This is a genomic window from Vescimonas coprocola, assembly GCF_018408575.1.
Classification (GTDB): domain Bacteria; phylum Bacillota; class Clostridia; order Oscillospirales; family Oscillospiraceae; genus Vescimonas; species Vescimonas coprocola.
Map to the genome: position 1 here is coordinate 2215792 of NZ_AP023418.1, position 17103 is coordinate 2232894.

12 protein-coding genes and 1 pseudogene are annotated in these 17103 nt (G+C 62.1%); 6 read left to right on the forward strand and 7 right to left on the reverse strand.

Annotated features, from left to right (window positions below; all coding sequences use genetic code 11):
- Positions 1-3: 3 nt before the first annotated feature.
- From tpiA to KJS28_RS10850, 3 genes are all read right to left on the reverse strand, one after another.
- Entirely contained in the window at positions 4-777 is a 774-nt protein-coding gene (tpiA, locus tag KJS28_RS10840; RefSeq protein WP_021858029.1) for a triose-phosphate isomerase, read from the reverse strand.
- Between the two features lie 68 nt (positions 778-845).
- A complete protein-coding gene (locus KJS28_RS10845; RefSeq protein ID WP_213540949.1) occupies positions 846-2039 on the reverse strand; it encodes a phosphoglycerate kinase in 1194 nt (397 codons plus the stop codon).
- Between the two features lie 30 nt (positions 2040-2069).
- The gene (locus KJS28_RS10850) at positions 2070-2558 is read right to left on the reverse strand and encodes a tRNA (cytidine(34)-2'-O)-methyltransferase (protein WP_213540951.1); all 489 of its coding nucleotides are present in this window, start codon (positions 2556-2558) and stop codon (positions 2070-2072) included.
- A gap of 298 nt (positions 2559-2856) precedes the next feature.
- Between KJS28_RS10850 and KJS28_RS10855 the strand changes: the two genes are divergently transcribed.
- Together KJS28_RS10855 and KJS28_RS10860 are read left to right on the forward strand one after the other, a co-directional pair.
- The gene (locus tag KJS28_RS10855; protein ID WP_213540953.1) at positions 2857-3993 is read left to right on the forward strand and encodes a GlgC family sugar phosphate nucleotidyltransferase; all 1137 of its coding nucleotides are present in this window, start codon (positions 2857-2859) and stop codon (positions 3991-3993) included.
- A gap of 87 nt (positions 3994-4080) precedes the next feature.
- Entirely contained in the window at positions 4081-5040 is a 960-nt protein-coding gene (locus KJS28_RS10860; RefSeq protein WP_213540955.1) for a ribose-phosphate pyrophosphokinase, read from the forward strand.
- Between the two features lie 214 nt (positions 5041-5254).
- Here the strand turns inward: KJS28_RS10860 and aguA are convergent, their stop codons facing one another.
- The 4 genes and pseudogenes from aguA to KJS28_RS12870 form a co-directional block, all read right to left on the reverse strand.
- The gene (gene aguA, locus KJS28_RS10865) at positions 5255-6352 is read right to left on the reverse strand and encodes an agmatine deiminase (RefSeq protein WP_213540956.1); all 1098 of its coding nucleotides are present in this window, start codon (positions 6350-6352) and stop codon (positions 5255-5257) included.
- Between the two features lie 19 nt (positions 6353-6371).
- Positions 6372-7745 carry an APC family permease gene (locus tag KJS28_RS10870; RefSeq protein ID WP_213540958.1) on the reverse strand — a complete coding sequence of 458 codons (1374 nt, stop codon included), beginning with the start codon at positions 7743-7745 and terminating at the stop codon, positions 6372-6374.
- A 6-nt stretch (positions 7746-7751) separates the two neighbouring features.
- Positions 7752-8288 (reverse strand): ornithine carbamoyltransferase, encoded by a 537-nt coding sequence (locus tag KJS28_RS12865; RefSeq protein ID WP_267873543.1) that lies wholly within the window; start codon positions 8286-8288, stop codon positions 7752-7754.
- A 106-nt stretch (positions 8289-8394) separates the two neighbouring features.
- Positions 8395-8919 (reverse strand): annotated as a pseudogene (locus KJS28_RS12870) (hypothetical protein); the annotation flags it as partial.
- A gap of 42 nt (positions 8920-8961) precedes the next feature.
- Between KJS28_RS12870 and KJS28_RS10880 the strand changes: the two are divergent.
- The 4 genes from KJS28_RS10880 to KJS28_RS10890 all read left to right on the forward strand — a co-directional run bounded on the left by KJS28_RS10880 (position 8962) and on the right by KJS28_RS10890 (position 16916).
- Positions 8962-9312 carry an Asp23/Gls24 family envelope stress response protein gene (locus KJS28_RS10880; RefSeq protein WP_021857882.1) on the forward strand — a complete coding sequence of 117 codons (351 nt, stop codon included), beginning with the start codon at positions 8962-8964 and terminating at the stop codon, positions 9310-9312.
- Between the two features lie 29 nt (positions 9313-9341).
- Complete coding sequence (locus KJS28_RS10885) at positions 9342-11015, forward strand: DAK2 domain-containing protein (RefSeq protein ID WP_213540959.1); 1674 nt, start codon at positions 9342-9344, stop codon at positions 11013-11015.
- Positions 11016-11589: 574 nt separating this feature from the next.
- On the forward strand, positions 11590-13455 hold the full coding sequence (locus tag KJS28_RS12555; RefSeq protein ID WP_228298390.1) for a DUF8696 domain-containing protein: 1866 nt from the start codon (positions 11590-11592) through the stop codon (positions 13453-13455).
- Between the two features lie 539 nt (positions 13456-13994).
- Positions 13995-16916, forward strand: coding sequence for a bacterial Ig-like domain-containing protein (locus tag KJS28_RS10890; RefSeq protein ID WP_228298485.1), 2922 nt, complete (start codon positions 13995-13997; stop codon positions 16914-16916).
- The last annotated feature ends 187 nt before the right edge of the window (positions 16917-17103 follow it).

Consider the following 17103-nt stretch of genomic DNA (forward strand, 5'->3'; position numbering starts at 1 on the left):
GGCTTATTCCTGATTGGCGGCGTTGACGATCTCCACAAAGTCCGCCGCCTTCAGGGAGGCCCCGCCGATAAGGCCGCCGTCGATATCCGGCTGGCTCAGCAGCTCCGCTGCGTTGGCGGGCTTCATGGAGCCGCCGTACTGCACGGTGACGGAGCGGGCGATGCGGGCGCCGTACAGGTGGCGCACGGTGGTGCGGATGAAGGTGCAGACCTCCGCCGCCTGCTCGGCGGTAGCGGTCTTGCCGGTGCCGATAGCCCAGATGGGTTCATAGGCGATGACGCACTTGCGGACCTTTTCCGCCGGTACGCCGGCCAGAGCGGACTTCACCTGCAGAGCGATGAGCTCCATGGTGATGCCCAGCTCCCGCTGCTCCAGGCTCTCGCCCACGCAGATGATGGGATGCAGGCCCGCCTCCAGCGCCGCCAGCACCTTCTTATTGACGGTGAAGTCCGTCTCACCGAAGTACTGCCGCCGTTCGGAGTGGCCGATGATGACGTACTTGACGCCCAGATCCTTCAGCATATCGGCGGACACCTCGCCGGTGTAGGCGCCGGACTTCTCATAAAATACGTTCTGAGCGCCCACGGACACCCGAACGTCCTTGAAGGCCTTCATGGCGGCGGGGATATTCACGGCGGGGACGCACACCACCACGTCGCACCACTTGGCCTTGGGCAGGATGGCCTTCAGCTCCTCGGCAAATTTCTTAGTCTCGCTGGCAGTCTTATTCATCTTCCAGTTGCCGGCGATAATGGTCTTACGGTATCTGCGATTCATAATTTCTCTTGCTCCTCTTTCCTTACATATCTTTCCCTATATATCATAGAACACACAACGCTCTGTGTTTACTTATCCAGCAGGCACGCCACGCCCGGCAGCTCCTTGCCCTCCAGAAATTCCAGAGAGGCGCCGCCGCCGGTGGAGATGTGGGTGATCCGATCGGCAAAGCCCATCTGCTCCACAGCCGCCGCACTGTCACCGCCGCCCACGATGGTCACGGCGCCGCTGTCGGCCAGCGCCTGCGCCATGGCACGGGTGCCGGCGGCGAACTTCTCGAACTCGAACACGCCCATGGGGCCGTTCCACACCACGGTGCCGGCGCCACGGACGGCGTCGCAGAACAGCTGCACCGTCTCCGGGCCGATGTCCAGCCCCTCCATATCGTCGGGGATGGCGTCGGTGGGGACCACAAGGCTCTCGGCATCGGCGGCAAACTCCGTGGCGGCCACGGTGTCCGTAGGCAGCAGCAGCTTCACGCCCTTCTCCTGCGCCTTGGTGATCATCTGGCGGGCGTAGTCCAGCTTATCGTCCTCGCACAGGCTCTTGCCGATGGAGCCGCCCTGCGCCTTGGCGAAGGTATAGGCCATGCCGCCGCCGATGATGACGGTATCAGCCTTATCCAGCAGATTGTTGATGACATTGATCTTGTCGGAGACTTTGGCGCCGCCCAGCACCGCCACGAAGGGACGCTTGGGGTTATCCAATGCACCGCCCATGACCTCCAGCTCACGGGCCACCAGCAGGCCGGAGACGGCGGGCAGGAAAGCCGCCACACCGGCGGTGGAGGCGTGGGCCCGGTGGACCGTGCCGAAAGCATCGGAGACATACAGCTCCGCCATGGAGGCCAGCTCCTTGGCGAAGGAGGGGTCGTTCTTCTCCTCACGGGGATCGAAGCGCAGATTCTCCAGCAGCATGATCTGGCCGCCTTGCAGGGCCGCCGCCTTGCTCTTGGCGTCCTCGCCCACGATGTCCTTGGCGAAGATGACCTCCTGACCCAGCAGCCGGCTCAGCCGCTCCGCCACAGGAGCCAGCGTCAGGCTCTCCTTCCACTGGCCCTTGGGCTTGCCTAAATGGGAGCAGGCGATGACCGCCGCCCCACGCTCCAGCAGGTACCGGATGGTGGGCAGGGCTGCCACAATGCGCTTGTCGCTGGTGATGGCACCGGTGGCCTTATCCTGTGGGACGTTGAAGTCGCAGCGCAGCAGGATCTTCTTCCCCACCACGTCTACATCCATGATGGTCTTTTTATTGTAGTTCATATCGGTAGACTCCTTTATGAAAAATAGTACTTATTCCGCCATCTCCCCCGTGCCGGTAAGGCCGGGGAAGCCGTTTTGGCGCAGGGCCTCGTAGGTGAGGATGGCCACGGAGTTGCTGAGATTCAGGCTGCGGGCCTCCCGCCGCATGGGCAGACGGATACAGCGCTCCCGGTGGGCCGTGCGGAACCACTCCGGCAGCCCTGCCGTTTCCTTGCCGAAGAAGAGCCAACTGTCCGGCGTGAAGTGGGCCTGCGTATAGTCCTGCGGGGCCTTGGTGGTGGCCAGCCACAGTTCCTCCCCCGCCTCCGGGTGTTGGGCAAAGAGGTCCGGCAGGCTCTGGTAGTCCTGCACCTGCACCAGATGCCAGTAGTCCAACCCCGCCCGCTTCACGGCCCGGTCGGAGATATCAAAGCCCAGCGGGCGGATCAGGTGCAGGCGGCTGCCGGTAGCGGCGCAGGTGCGGGCGATATTGCCGCAGTTCTGGGGGATCTCCGGCTCCACCAATACGATATTCAGCACGGAGCCGCTCCCTCCCTTCCCGCCCCCGCGGGCGCATCGTTTCATCGATTCATGTATTGTAATGCAATCCGCAAAAAAATGCAACTATAACTTGCAGAATCCACATATTTTTTCTTAAAAATATAAAATTTTCCTTCGCTTCACCGCAAAAACCGTCGCTTTTTGCGGCTCCCTCTCCTCCGTGGGAGAGATTTCCTGCCCTGAGAAAAATTATTGCCGGGAAAATATGTGAAAATACTGGATTTCTTTGTAAAGTCTGTTATAATAGAGGCAGTATGCAGAGAGGGGGAGGATTCCCATGGATCGTAGTGTGGTATTTTTGGATCTGAAGGGCGGCTGCGCCCCCTGTGACAAACCGCTGATGCTGCGGCCGATCCTGTTTTGCCCGGTACTGACCTGGGTGGCACAGGAGTTGACGGTCTGCGGCGCTCAGCGGTTTTTTATTGTGTGTGACGAGGCGTGGCAGGATGAGGTACGGGAGGTCATGGAGGGCTTCGACACCCGGCTGTTCGCCTCCGCTCAGGAGGCGCTGGCCGATGCAGAGGGTGAGGTCATCGTGGTCCCCGGCCCCGTGGTGCCGGTGTACGGCCCGGAGGACAGCCGCAGCGTATACGCCGCCGAGGTCGGGACGCTGAAGGCCCGGCTGGAGAGCGGCATCCCTCTGACGGACTGCCCGGCGGAGGCCTGCGGTATCCGCAGTTTGTGGCAGACGCAGACGCTGCCGCCGGTATTCCGCCCGGTGGCGGATGAGGCGGCGCTGAACGCCGCTATGCCGGATGCCCGTGAGCTGCTGCTGCGGCGCATGACGGGCGTCACCGTCGTAGACCCCGCCACCACCTATATCGACCCCCGCTGCTCCATTGCTCCCGGCGTGACGCTGCTGCCGGGCACCATCCTCCGGGGCCATACCGCCATCGGCTCCGGCTGTGAGATCGGCCCCAACGCCATGGTGCGGGACTGCATCGTGGGAAAGGACACCACCATCAACGCCTCGCAGGTCAATGAGAGCACCATCGGCAGTCACACCACCGTGGGGCCCTTCACCTATGTCCGGCCCAACTGCCGTATCGGTGACCACTGCCGGGTAGGGGACTTCGTGGAGGTGAAGAACTCCGTCATCGGAGACGGCACCAAGATCAGCCATCTGACCTATGTGGGCGACAGCGACGTGGGACAGCGGGTGAACTTCGGCTGCGGCACCGTCACCACCAACTATGACGGCCACAAAAAGCACCGCTGCACCATTGGCGACGACGTGTTTCTGGGCTGCAACACCAATCTCATCGCCCCCGTCACCGTGGAGGACCGGGCCTACACCGCCGCCGGATCCACCGTTACCGACGATGTGCCGGAGGGCGCTCTGGCCATCGCCCGTCAGCGCCAGACCAACATCCGGGGCTGGGCGGACCGGCTGCGGAAAACGTGGAAGAAATAACGTGAGTTACGACGGCAGTCGTCTCAATATATCTGCACCAAGAGAGAGAAATTTTTGGAATATGATAGAAAGCGAGTGTGTAAAACAATGATTTCTCATGGCAAGGACATCAAGCTCTTCACCGGCAACTCCAATCCGGCGCTGGCGGAGGAGATCTGCAAGCTTATCGGCACCAAGCTGGGTGAGGCCGAGGTCAAGTCGTTCGCTGACGGCGAGGCCTCCGTCTCCCTGTACGAGTCCGTTCGAGGCAGCGATGTGTTCCTCATCAACTCCACCTGCAAGCCCGTCAACGACAGTCTCATGGAGCTGCTCATTATGATCGATGCCTGCAAGCGGGCCTCCGCCGGTCGTGTCACCGCTGTGATCCCCTACTTCGGCTATGCCCGTCAGGATCGCAAGGCCAAGAGCCGTGATCCCATCTCCGCCAAGCTGGTGGCCAATATGCTCACCGCCGCCGGAGCGGACCGTGTGCTGACCATGGACCTCCACGCCAGCCAGATCCAGGGCTTCTTTGACATCCCTGTGGACAACCTGCTGGGCAACCCGGTTTTCGTGGACTACTATGCCAAGAAGTTCGGCTCCAAGGCCGAGGATATGGTGGTGGTGTCCCCGGATGTGGGTTCTGTGGCCCGTGCCCGGACCTTCGCCCAGAAGCTGCATATGAACCTTGCCATCGTGGATAAGCGCCGCCAGAAGGCCAACCAGTGCGAGGTGATGAACGTCATCGGCGACGTGGCCGGTAAGGACTGCATCCTCTTTGACGACATGGTGGATACCGCCGGTTCCCTCTGCAACGCCGCCAAGGCCATCGTGGAGGTGGGCGGCGCCAACCGCGTGTTCGCCTGCGCCAGCCACGGTGTGCTGTCCGGCCCCGCTCTGGAGCGGCTGGAGGCCAGCTGCATCGAGGAGCTGGCGCTGCTGAATACCATTCCGGAGTCCATGGGCGAGGGGTGCAGCAAGATCAAGTATCTGTCTGTGGCCCCCATGTTTGCCGAGGCCATCGAGCGCATCTATCAGGAGATCTCCATTGCCAAGCTGTTCAACTGAGCGAGCTTGTGAGAAACAGGCGGGTGAGGATCACCCGCCTGTTTTTTTGCGGGGAGGCAAAGCAGGGAAATACTCTTCTCCACTTGAGATGCTCCCCATGCAAAAAGGAACGTGCCATGGCACGTTCCTTTTTGCTAATCATTTTCTTGCTTCAGCTGTTATTCTCCCGTTTCGGCTGCTTCCCTGTTTCAGCCACTGCCCCTTGCTTTGTCCGTCAGGGACGAGGCTGCTGCTGGGTGATGCAATGGATATTGCCGCCGCCGAAGGCCACCTCACGGGTCTGCACGCCCACCACCTCACGGTCCGGGAACATCTCCTGCACCTGCCGCACTGCCAGAGCGTCGTTCTCGTCGCCGTACTGGGGCAGGATCACGCCGCCGTTGACAATGAGGAAGTTCATATAGGAGGCGATGCTCACCTCGCCGTTTTCACGGGGGACGGTACCCTCCACGGCGTCGATGGTCTCGGCGCCCTCCAGCCGGCAGGGCTCACGGGTCAGGCACAGCTTATGCACCTTCAGCCGCCGGCCCTTGGCGTCGGTGGCCTGAGACAGGGTGCGGTAGGCGTCCTGCGCCGCCTGATAGAAGGGGTTGTCCTTGTCCTCCGTCCAGATACAGGCCACCTCCCCCGGCGCCACGAAGCAGGCCACATCGTCGATATGGCCGTTGGTCTCGTCGGGATCGATGCCGTCCCGGAGCCACAGCACCTTCTCGCAGCCCAGATACTGGCACAGCTTCTCCTCGATCTCCGCCCTGGACAGATCGGGATTCCGGCCGGGGGACAGCAGGCACATCTCCGTGGTCAGCACGGTACCCTCGCCGTCCACATGGATGGAGCCGCCCTCCAGCACGAAGCCCTCCGTGCGGTAGGAGTCCACGTCCGCCATCTCACAGATCTTCTGCGCCACCTGATCGTCCCTGTCCCACGGGAAGTACAGGCCGTCGTACAGGCCGCCCCATGCGTTGAAGGTCCAGTCCACCGCCCGCAGGCCGCCCTGTCCGTTTACCAGAAAGGTGGGGCCGCAGTCCCGGACCCATGCGTCGTTGGAGGACACCTCCACCACCCGGATCTCCTCCGGAAGGCGGGCCCGTGCATTCTGATACTGTCCGGCGCTGACGCACATGGTGACCTTTTCAAACCGGGCAATGGCACGGGCCACCTGACAGAAGGTCTCCTGTGTGGGCTTGGCCCCGCTGCGCCAGTTGTCGTTGCGCTCCGGCCAGAGCATCCACACCCCGTCCTGGGGTTCAAATTCCGCAGGCATCCGATAGCCGTCCGCCTTGGGGGTAGAGCCGATGATACGTTTTGCCATATAATGCTTCCTCCTGCAATCAGTGTTGGGGCCGCCGGGCTGCAATGAGCACCTCGCCCAGCAGCACGCTCAGCACGGAGCCGACGGTGATGGGCAGCACGCCGGTGAGAGTCTCCCGATCCCACGACAGCGGCACGGCGGTAAAGATGATGGATAGAATGATCAGGGCCATAGGCACATAGGCCAGCCACTTCAGAAAGCCGCTGCGGCCCGGCACCCGGAAGGGACGTTCCCGATCCGGGAATTTCCGCCGCAGGGTCAGAAACGCCGGGAACACCGGCAGATAGCTCAGCAGCAGCATCACCAGATTCAAGGCGAAGAAGCTCCAGAACAGGGACGAGTCGGGGCTGAGCCGCTCCATCACCGCCCCCAGCAGGCACACGGCAGAGGCCACGATGCCGCTGGTGACGGCGGAACCCACGGGCATATCGTTGCGCTTCCAGCGCCGGGCGAACACCGCCGGCATATCGCCCCGATCGGCGGCGTAGGCGGCGGTGGAGTTGACGCCCATGGACCATGAGATCATATTACCAAAAAGCGTCACCAAAAACAAGAGAGCCACCACCCGCACCAGCGTACCGCCGGCCCCGCCGGTCATCAGGGACACGGCATCGATGAGACCGGAATCCGGACTGATGTCCCGTACCGGCACGGCGGCGCCGATGCCGAAGGCGGAGAACAGGTAGATGGCGGCAATGACGATGCCGCCGGTGACGATGGCCTGCGGGATCTGCCGCCGGGGGGCCTGCATATTGTCGGCGTAGGTGCAGACCACCTCGAAGCCCAGAAAGTTAAAGAGAATGACGGAGATATAGGACAGGCTGTTCAGATCGAAGGACGGCAGGAAGGTCCGGGCCTCCATGCTGTTGACGAAGCCGTTTTTCGACACGTACACGATGCCCAGCACCCCCACCGTCAGCGCCAGCAGGATCTTGATGGCGGCACTGAGGTTCAGGATCAGGATGCTGTCACACACCGGATAGGCGGCGATCCATGTGACGATCCAGATGAAGGCCAGCTGGATCACCAGTGACCACACCGGGCCGATGCGCCCGCCGAAGATCACCTCCAGCAGCTCCGGGCATACCACCGCCAGAGATGCCATCCACAGCGGGAAATTGATCCAGTAGTACCATGAGGCCCGTGCGCCCCAGCAGGTGCCGGGATAGGCGGTCTGGATCCAGTCGTACAGGCCGCCGTCACCGGGAAAGGCCGTCCCCAGCTCCGAGGCGATGAGGCCGTAGGGCAGCAGGAACGCTGCGATCATGAACAGCCACCAGAAGTACTGGCTGTTGCCGATGGAGGCCACCGGCGCCGCCGCCTCCGCCACGAATACCACGCAGATGACGGACAGGATCACATCCGCCAAGCGGAATTTTCTGCGGTTTTCCATAGGCCGTCAGCAGTAGATGCGGTCCTGCAGGAACCGCTCCAGCGTGTCCCGTGCGGCGGCGATCTCCAGCTCCGTGTGCTCCGGGCGGCAGCGGGTGAAGTACACCAGCAGGCCCCGCATGGCCGTCAGGCGGTTGCCGGCCTGCTCCCAGCACAGGGAGGAGGCGGAGTCCGCCACCTCGTCCGTCACATCCTCGCCACGGGTGGCCGGCAGACAGTGGAGGAACTTGCAGCCGATGGCTCCCAGCGCCATCAGCTCCCGGTTCACCTGATAGTCGTGGAACACCTGCACCCGCTCCTCCTTGGGCATCTCATTTTCGTACAGGCCGTACCACACGTCGGTGTAGATGAAATCGGCGTCCCGGACGGCGGAGCGGTCATCCGTCACCAGCCAGCTGCCGCCGGAGAGCTGGCAGTTGCGCTCTAAAATGGTCTGATGCTTCTCCGTCAGCTGGTGGCCCGCCGGGCCGTAGTGGACGAAGTGCATCCCCAGCTTGGTGGTGATGAAGCCCAGCGAGGCACAGACCTGCGTGCCGTCCCCCACGAACACCACCTTCACGTCCTTCAGGCGCTTGCCCTGGGGGCAGATGCTCGAAGATGGTACACATATCCCCGATCTCCTGCGTGGGGTGGTTGTAGTCGGACATTCCGTTGAGCACCGGGATGGTGCAGGACTGGGCCAGCTCCACGACGGTCCGATGCTCGATGACACGGGCCATCACCACATCCACCAGACGGGACAGCACCTTGCCGGTATCCCCGATGGTCTCGTGGCCGCCCAGCTGGATCATTCCCGGTCCCAGATACTGGGCGTGGCCGCCCATCTGGCTCATGGCTGTCTCGAAGGAGACACGGGTACGGGTGGAGGACTGCTGGAAGATCATGCCCAGTGTCATGTCCTGCATCAGGGGCGGATAATACCCGCTGCGGATGGCCCGCTTGATGGCAAGGCTCAGCTCGATCATATCCACCAGCTGCTCCCGTGTGAACTCATTTGTGTCGATGAAATCTTTCACCATAGCTTGCGCTACCTCCTGCGTCATAAAATGGAAACGCCCATAGTTTGCGCCGCAGGAAGCGGAATATGTACGCCATGATGCCCTCTTTTGCAATTTCCCCTTGTTATCTGCGGATAAATGCGATATAATGCTCTGTATTAGTATCAATCGTATCATCGGGCAGTCTGCCCTTTATCCTGAACGGAAAGGAAGAATACTATGATTAAGGTCCAGTCCCAGCGGGGCGAGATCAGTATCAGCAGCGCCGTATTCACCAGCATCACCGGCGCCGCCGCTACCAACTGCTTCGGCGTCAAGGGCATGGCCTACCGCAGCATGACGGACGGCTTGGTCCATCTGCTGCGCCGGGAAGCCATGAGCAAGGGCGTAAAGGTCACCTATAACGAGGACGGCACGGTGTCCATCGAACTGCACATCATCGTGGAGAACGGTGTGAATATCGCCACGGTATGCCGCTCCATTATGGGCGAGGTCAAATATGTGGTCACCAAAAATACCGGCGTGGAGGTCCGTGAAGTGAATGTCTTTGTGGACTCCATCACCGTTTGATGAACGTCGGTAGGAGGAGAAGCAAGAGCATGACAGAAAAAATCAGCGGCGGCGCCTTCAAGCAGATGGTCGCCTTCGGCGCCGCCTGTATCACCCGTGAAAAGCAGGCCATCAACGACCTGAACGTATTCCCCGTGCCGGACGGCGATACCGGCACCAATATGAGCCTTACCATCCAGACCGCTGCGGCGGAGCTGAAAAAGTGCGAGCCCGCCACGGTGGGCGAGGCCGCCAAGATCACCGCCAGCGCCCTGCTGCGGGGCGCCCGCGGAAACTCCGGTGTTATCCTGTCCCTGCTGTTCCGGGGACTCTCCAAGTCCGTGAAGGGACTGGAGGAGATGGACGGCGTACAGCTGGCGGCGGCCATGTCCGAGGGCGTGACCACAGCCTACGGCGCCGTGATGAAGCCCGCCGAGGGCACGGTGCTGACGGTATCCCGTCTGGCGGCGGCCAGAGCTGAGGAGGCGGCGCAGGAGCAGAACTGCGCCGAATATGTGCTGGCGGAGGCCATTGCCACGGGCTATGAGACGCTGGCCGAGACCACGGAGATGAACCCGGTGCTGAAAAAGGCCGGTGTAGTGGATGCCGGCGGCAAGGGCTACCTCATCATTCTGGAGGGGATGCTCAGCAGTCTGCGGGGCGAGCCCATGCCGGAGGTGGAGGAGGAGCCGGAGCACGACAAGGCGGACTTTGCCGCCATCGGAGACGAGGACATCACCTTCGCCTTCGACACGGTGTTCATCGTCCGCAAGAACGATCCCAACGTGGATCTGGCCCCCTTCCGGGCCTATCTGGACAGCATCGGTGACAGTCTGGTCATCGGCGAGGACGACGAGTCCTTCAAGGTCCATGTTCACACCGACACCCCCGGTGAGGCCCTGACGGCGGCCCAGCGATACGGTACGCTGGAGTTGGCCAAGATCGAGAATATGCGGACCCAGGCCGCCGATCTGGCAGCGGGCCGCAAGGCCCAGAGCACCGACGATCTGGACGCCATCGAGGCGGAGCTGGAGCAGGCCGAGCAGGCTGTGGCCCCTGCCGAGAAGTGCTACGGCTTTTTGGCGGTATGCGCCGGAGACGGACTGGCGGCGGCCTTCCGGGATCTGGGCGTGGACCGGGTGGTATCCGGCGGCCAGACCATGAACCCCTCTACGGAGGCCATTCTGCGGGAGGTGAACCACACCCCCAGCGAAATCGTGTTCGTGCTGCCCAACAACAAGAACATCGTCATGGCGGCCCAGCAGTGCGTGGGGCTGACAGAGAAGCAGGTCATCGTGGTACCCACCCACAGCATCCCTCAGGGCATCAGCGCCATGATGAGCGTGGACACGGCGGAGGAGGATCCGCAGGCCATTCTTGCGGCCATGACCGAGGCGGCCGCCGCTGTCACCACGGCCCAGATCACCTATGCCGCCCGCAACTCCGACTTCGACGGCTTCGCCATCAACGAGGGCGACTATCTGGCCCTGCTGGACGGCAAGCTCTTCGGCACGGAGCGGGACATCACCTCCCTGCTGACCCGACTGGCGGCGCTGGCGGCGGAGCGGGAGGCGGCCTTCGTCACCCTGTTCTACGGCGAGGGCGTGTCGCAGGAGGAGGCCGAGGCGGCGCAGGCCCTGTTCACCAAGGCCTGCCCGGAGACGGAGATCTCCCTCCTCAGCGGCGGTCAGCCGGTGTACTACTACACCATCTCCATCGAGTAAAGCCGAGTCTATCGCACCGAAGCATTCCCCGGACAGTGTCCTGTCCGGGGAATTTTTTCTGCCGGGCGGGGTTCGGGTTTCCCCGGCAGTGGCCGGCCTTTTTCCGGCAAATGATTTTTCGGTATGATATTGCAAAACGGTCGCCCTTGTGTTATGATGAGGAGGATAACGTTCCAGCCATTGAACTGGACTCCGTTTCTTTTTCAGCAGACGGTCCCGTCCCTGTGAGGGGACAGGTGGAATAGGGTGCAAATCCCTGCGAGTGGGTCACTGTGAAGCCCTCCCGGCGGCAAGTCCGACGGGACGGATAAGTCAGATACACCGGGCCGTCCGCTGCGGTACCTGCCTGCACCGGGACTGCCTGCACAAAGAGAACGCCCTTGATGCGTCCGTGCTGCCGAACCGGCGGCACGGACGCTTTTGCTTTGTGCCATCAGCAAAAGCCGCCCCCGGCCACGGGGGTCCGTACGGCAGACAAGAAAATCCCATCGGAGAGGAGGTGAGGGCTGCGGCCTGCACGCAGGGCCGCCGATCCCACTGACACCACGACATATTTGAGAAAAGGAGAAACGAAATGCAGACAAAGAGCACGTCGTACGGAAAGAAGCTCCTTGCGCTGATGCTGTCCCTGCTGATGCTGGTGAGCGTCCTGCCGGTCTCGGCCTGGGCCGCCGCCGATGCAAAGCCCGAGAAGATCACTCTGGTGGGCAGCAGCGATGCGCTGGAGTATGAATTTGTAGACTATCTGACCTTTGCGTGGGAGGATATCCCCCACTATAAGGTCACTGTCCCCGCCGGGACCAAGACGGTCCAGCTCTACGGCACCGTCTATCTGGATAAGGCCAGCAGCTCCGGCAGCGGCTACACACAGAAGGACGGTCTGAATGATTGGCCGGCTCCCGTGGACTACTGGTCAGCAGATGAGGTAGGCTCCTCCGCCCCCTATACCATCGAGACCCGCACCGGCGGCTACGAGAAGAACCTGTCTCTGGTCAAGACCCGGAGCTATGCAGACACCAGCTCCGCCTATATTCTGGAGTTCGTGGAGAAGGACGACTCCCCCGCCGCCCCGGCTCCCGTTCTGACGGCGGACCTGTCCACGACGGCTGTCACCTACACCTGCGGCGATAGGGCCAACGCTCTGGCGGTGCAGGCCACCGGCAGCGGCACCCTGAGCTATCAGTGGCAGGTGAGCACCACCTCCGCCGCCGACGGCTTCGAGGACATCACCGACGCCACCCAGAGCAGCTACACCCCCTCCACCGAGGCGCCGGGCAGCTTCTGGTACCGTGTGGTGGTCACCAACACCGTGGCGGGCAACAAGCCCACCAGTGTCACCAGCGCCGTGGCTCCCGTGACGGTCAACGTTCCGGAGGGGATGCGGCAGGTGAAGATCATCACCTCCCAGGGCCGGGGTACCGGCATGACCCTGACCCTGAAGGATGCTGCGGGCCAGCCCGTATCCATCCCCGCAGACACCAGCGGCGACTACAACGTATATGAGTTTCTGACGGCTCCCGGCGTCTATACCTATGAGGCACGGGACACTGTGCGGGGCAGCGAATATCTCCTTGGCACAGGCACCCTCACCGTCACCGAAGGCAGCGGTGAGCAGACCTTCGAGCTGTATCTGGTCTATGTCTACGCCATCGAGATCGGCTGGACGGCAGATGACTTCACCACCGAGGTCAAGGCCGCCGACGGCACCGTCATGACCCCCGGCGAGCCCCATCAGTCCGGCAGCTATGTAGGCTACCCCTACCTCATGGCCCCCGGTACCTACACCTGGTCCGTCCAGCCCTCCGAGGCCAGAGCGGCCGAGGGCTATCAGGCCTCCCAGCCCACCAGCCAGAAGCTGACGGGCTCTGCTACGTGGAGCGTCACTCTGCCCCAGATCGTGAGCACCGGCTTCGTGGTGCCTAAGGGCGGCCGTGTCGTCATGCACAGCATTCCCTCCACCACCTATGGGCAGGGTACGCTGATTCCCGGCGATGCCGATCTCACCGGCGATGACAGCGACGTCTACACCTTCCGGCTGGCGGCCGGCAGCAGCTACATCTATCAGGCCGCCGGCGACGGGCTTGTCACCGCCACCGGTATGTTCAAATCCACCGGCGCCACCACCCGATATGACCTGACGAAAACCATGACCGGCAATCCCAAGGCCATTCTCCGGGACGAGGAGAGTGATGCGGCGGATATCCGCCTCAACGGTGTGGACTACACCGGCAGCGTCGCCCTGACCGTGGGCGGCATGAAGCAGCTGCGCCCCTGCGTATGTTCCAGATCTCCAACAGCTACGCCGCCGGCAGCAGAGGCTCCACGCTGGAGCCCGTGTTCCACTACACGGCACTGGATGTGGACGGCACCAATGTGGTCAGCGTGGATGACAGCGGCCGCATCACCGCCAACAGCGCCGGTACGGCCGTCGTTCTGGTGACCTATGACGCCATGTATGTGACGGACTGCGGCTGGGACATCAACAAGAACAAGACCTTTGGCGCCATCTGGCCGGAGAACACCGGTGTGGTGGTGGTGGAGGTAGGCGAGAACGCCGCCAACGGCCCGGATGCCAACATGACCATCAACAACGGTGACCGGAAGGTGGCCGGTAACAAGCTGGATGCTGAGGCAGACGTGCTGTACTACACCGGCGATGACGGCTGCCAGTACACCTTCCGGCCCGCCGCCGGCAGCACCGTCACCCTGCTGCGCCCCACGCTCACCGAGACGGCCATGACCTACACCGGCGGCTTCGGCACCGACGGTGTGACCACCAAGGGCGGCGACGTGACTCTGACTCTCACCGAGGGCAAAAACATCGTCAAGATCAGCAAGGATGGCGCCGACACCTATCAGGTCATCACCGTGAAGAAGGCCGGGGTAGTCATCACCAACAAGACCGACCCCACCCGTGATATCCTGCCCGGCGACACCGTCACCGTGCAGCTCACCGGCGTGTATCACCCCGCCAACACCATGGCGAACCTGTATAGCCTCTACGCCTACGTCTCCTACACCGATCCCGGCAGCGGCGATACCGTCACCGGCGATAAGTATTTCTACCAGCGTCACCTCTTCGACCGGGCGGACGGCGACAGCTGCCGCACCGTGGAGGTAAAGATCCCCGCCGACTGGGATGCTGATGAGCCCTATGTCCTGACGAACGGCGTTCTCAGCTTCTACGGCAACTGCAAGGATATCGGCTCGCACCGCAATTCCCTGCCCAATCTCTCCATCAGTGTTCCCCATAGCTACAGCAGCTTCAAGCTGGGCGCCCTGCCGGATATCACCATCCCTGTGGTCAAGCCCAATACGGCGGACGTCACCTTCTCCGTGAAGGATGACTCCGGAAACGCCGTCAACAGCTGCACCATCCAGCTGACCAACAGCAGCAACGATACCGTCACCATCAACGCCACCGCTGCCTCCGCCACCCGCACGCTGGCCAGCGGCAAGTGGAGCTATGTAGTCACCAAGGAGGGCTATCTGCCCGCTAAGGGTACACTGACCGTGGTGGGCGGTGAGGATCAGGCCGTGAATGTGGAGCTGCCTCTGGTCACTGCCATTCAGGTCAAGACTCTGCCCAAGAAAACCGTTTATACCGAGGGCGACACGCTGAATACCGCCGGTCTGGTGGTGCAGGCTGTCACCAAAAACGGCGCTTCCACCCTGTCCGCCGACCAGTACACCCTCTCCCCCACCCTGCTGAAAACCGTGGGGCAGCAGGCCATCACCGTGACCTTCGGTCAGCTCACCACCACCTTTGAGGTGACGGTACGGGAGGATATCGTCACGCTGGAGACCACGCTGGAGGATGGCATCACCCAGCGCAACTCCCGCATGACCTTCGACGTCTTTGCCAAGGACGGCGACGGCAACAAGCTGCCTGCCAGCGAGGTCACCGTGCTCCTCAACGGTGATCCGGTGTCCGTCAACTGGGACGATGACACCAAGACCAGCTATACCCTGCACTTTACCAAGGAGGGCGTCAACACCGTCGTTGTCAAGGCCCACAAGGCCTCTGTAACCTATACCATCACCTATGTGAAGGCCGAGCCCGGTGATGTGGTGGGCAAGGCCGTGTTCACCGTGGAGGCCCTGTCTCTGGGCGGCGGCTACATCATTGAGCCCTGCTATGTGGACATCATCGAGGGCGAGAACGCTGCTCAGGCGCTGGCCCGTCTGCTGGAGGAAAGAGGCTTTACCTACAGCAACACCGGCTCTCTGGAGAGCGGCTTCTATCTGTCCCACATCCAGGGCGATGCGCTGGCGGGCATTGATCCCACCGGCGACAGCATCCCCCAGGCCCTGCGGGAGAAGCTGGAGGAGAAGAACTTCGATATCCAGACCCGGACGGACGAGACCAGTCTGGGTGAATTCGACTACACCAGCGCCTCCGGCTGGATGTACTGCCTGAAGAACGTATTCCCCAACGTGGGCTTTGCCGATTCCTATCTGTCCGAGGGCGACGTGGTGCGTGTGCAGTTCACGGTGGCCTACGGCTCCGACATCGGCGGCGGCTTTGCCATGGGCTCCGGCGACAGTGCCGGTTACTTTGACATGGCCAACAAAGACGCTTTGACCCGCCGTGTAGCGGCCATCAACGCCGAGATTGAGGCGAACCCCTACTATCTGGAGCAGAACTGCCTGACCAAGGCCTATGACGCCGCTATGGACGTGCTGACCACTCTGTACGTCTCTCAGGCCGACGTGGATGCCGCTTTGGCGGATCTGCCCGATCCCCCTGTGGGCCACCAGCTGACCGCTGTGGAGAAGGTTCCTGCCACCTGCGAGACCGCCGGCGTGGAGGCTTACTGGAAGTGCTCCGTCTGCGGCAAGCTGTTCAGCGATGCCGAGGGCAAGACCGAGACGACGCTGGAGAAGCTGGCTATCCCCGCTACCGGTCATGCCTATGGCGCCCCGGTGTGGAAGTGGAACGATGATTTCACCGCTTCTGCCACCTTTACTTGCGGCAATGATACCTCCCATGTGGAAAACGTCACGGCAGAGGTGACCAGCGCTGTCACCACGCCCGCCGCTTGCGAGACGGACGGCGTTCGCACCTACACCGCCAAGGTCACCTTCGATGGTAAGGACTACACCGACACCAAGACGGAGGTCATCCCCGCTACCGATCATGCTTACGGTGAGCCGGTGTGGAAGTGGAACGATGATTTCAAGGCCACTGCCACCTTCACCTGCACCAACGATGCCACCCATGTGGAAAACGTCACGGCAGAGGTGACCAGCGCTGTCACCACGCCCGCCGCTTGCGAGACCACCGGCGTCCGCACCTATACCGCTAAGGTCACCTTCGATGGTAAGGACTACACCGATACCAAGACCGAGGTCATCCCCGCTACCGGTCATGCCTATGGCGCCCCGGTGTGGAAGTGGAACGATGATTTCACCGCTTCTGCCACATTCACCTGCGGCAATGATACTTCCCATGTGAAAAACGTCACGGCAGAGGTGACCAGCGCTGTCACCACGCCCGCCGCTTGCGAGACCACCGGCGTCCGCACCTATACCGCTAAGGTCACCTTCGAGGATAAGGAGTATACCTCCAGCAAGACCGAGGTCATTCCCGCCAAGAGCCACGACACGGAACTGGTGGGTGCCAAGGATGCCACCTGCACCGAGGATGGCTACACCGGCAACGAGGTCTGCAAGGTCTGCCAGACTGTCGTGAAGCAGGGCGAGGTGATTCCCGCTCTGGGCCACGACTACAAGGATGGCAAGTGCAGCCGCTGCGGCGCTGAGGAGCCTACCACTCCCGTGGAGCCCGGCAAGCCCACCACCGGCGACAGCAGCACTCTGGTGCTGTGGCTGGCCCTGCTGGCCATCTCCGGTATGGCTGTGACGGTCATTCCCTCCCGCAAAAAGCGCAGCCGGTAACAAACAATCACTGGCTGACTCATTCACCGGGGAAGCTGCCTGCGGGCAGCTTCCTCGGCTTTTTATCCCCTTGTATACGCCGGGCAGTTGTGCATCCCAGCGCACAAGGCCCAAAATTTCCGAGTGACAAGCGGTTTGAATTGTGATATAGTGATCGTACCACCGATGGACAAGGACGGATGCGGAT

What these genes read in the sequence shown, in the direction of transcription:
- tpiA (WP_021858029.1), bottom strand. Translation starts at nt 777, where the DNA reads ATGAATCGCAGATACCGTAAGACCATTATCGCCGGCAACTGGAAGATG.
- KJS28_RS10845 (WP_213540949.1), bottom strand. Translation starts at nt 2,039, where the DNA reads ATGAACTACAATAAAAAGACCATCATGGATGTAGACGTGGTGGGGAAG.
- KJS28_RS10855 (WP_213540953.1), top strand. Translation starts at nt 2,857, where the DNA reads ATGGATCGTAGTGTGGTATTTTTGGATCTGAAGGGCGGCTGCGCCCCC.
- KJS28_RS10860 (WP_213540955.1), top strand. Translation starts at nt 4,081, where the DNA reads ATGATTTCTCATGGCAAGGACATCAAGCTCTTCACCGGCAACTCCAAT.
- aguA (WP_213540956.1), bottom strand. Translation starts at nt 6,352, where the DNA reads ATGGCAAAACGTATCATCGGCTCTACCCCCAAGGCGGACGGCTATCGG.
- KJS28_RS10870 (WP_213540958.1), bottom strand. Translation starts at nt 7,745, where the DNA reads ATGGAAAACCGCAGAAAATTCCGCTTGGCGGATGTGATCCTGTCCGTC.
- KJS28_RS10880 (WP_021857882.1), top strand. Translation starts at nt 8,962, where the DNA reads ATGATTAAGGTCCAGTCCCAGCGGGGCGAGATCAGTATCAGCAGCGCC.
- KJS28_RS10885 (WP_213540959.1), top strand. Translation starts at nt 9,342, where the DNA reads ATGACAGAAAAAATCAGCGGCGGCGCCTTCAAGCAGATGGTCGCCTTC.
- KJS28_RS12555 (WP_228298390.1), top strand. Translation starts at nt 11,590, where the DNA reads ATGCAGACAAAGAGCACGTCGTACGGAAAGAAGCTCCTTGCGCTGATG.
- KJS28_RS10890 (WP_228298485.1), top strand. Translation starts at nt 13,995, where the DNA reads ATGGCGAACCTGTATAGCCTCTACGCCTACGTCTCCTACACCGATCCC.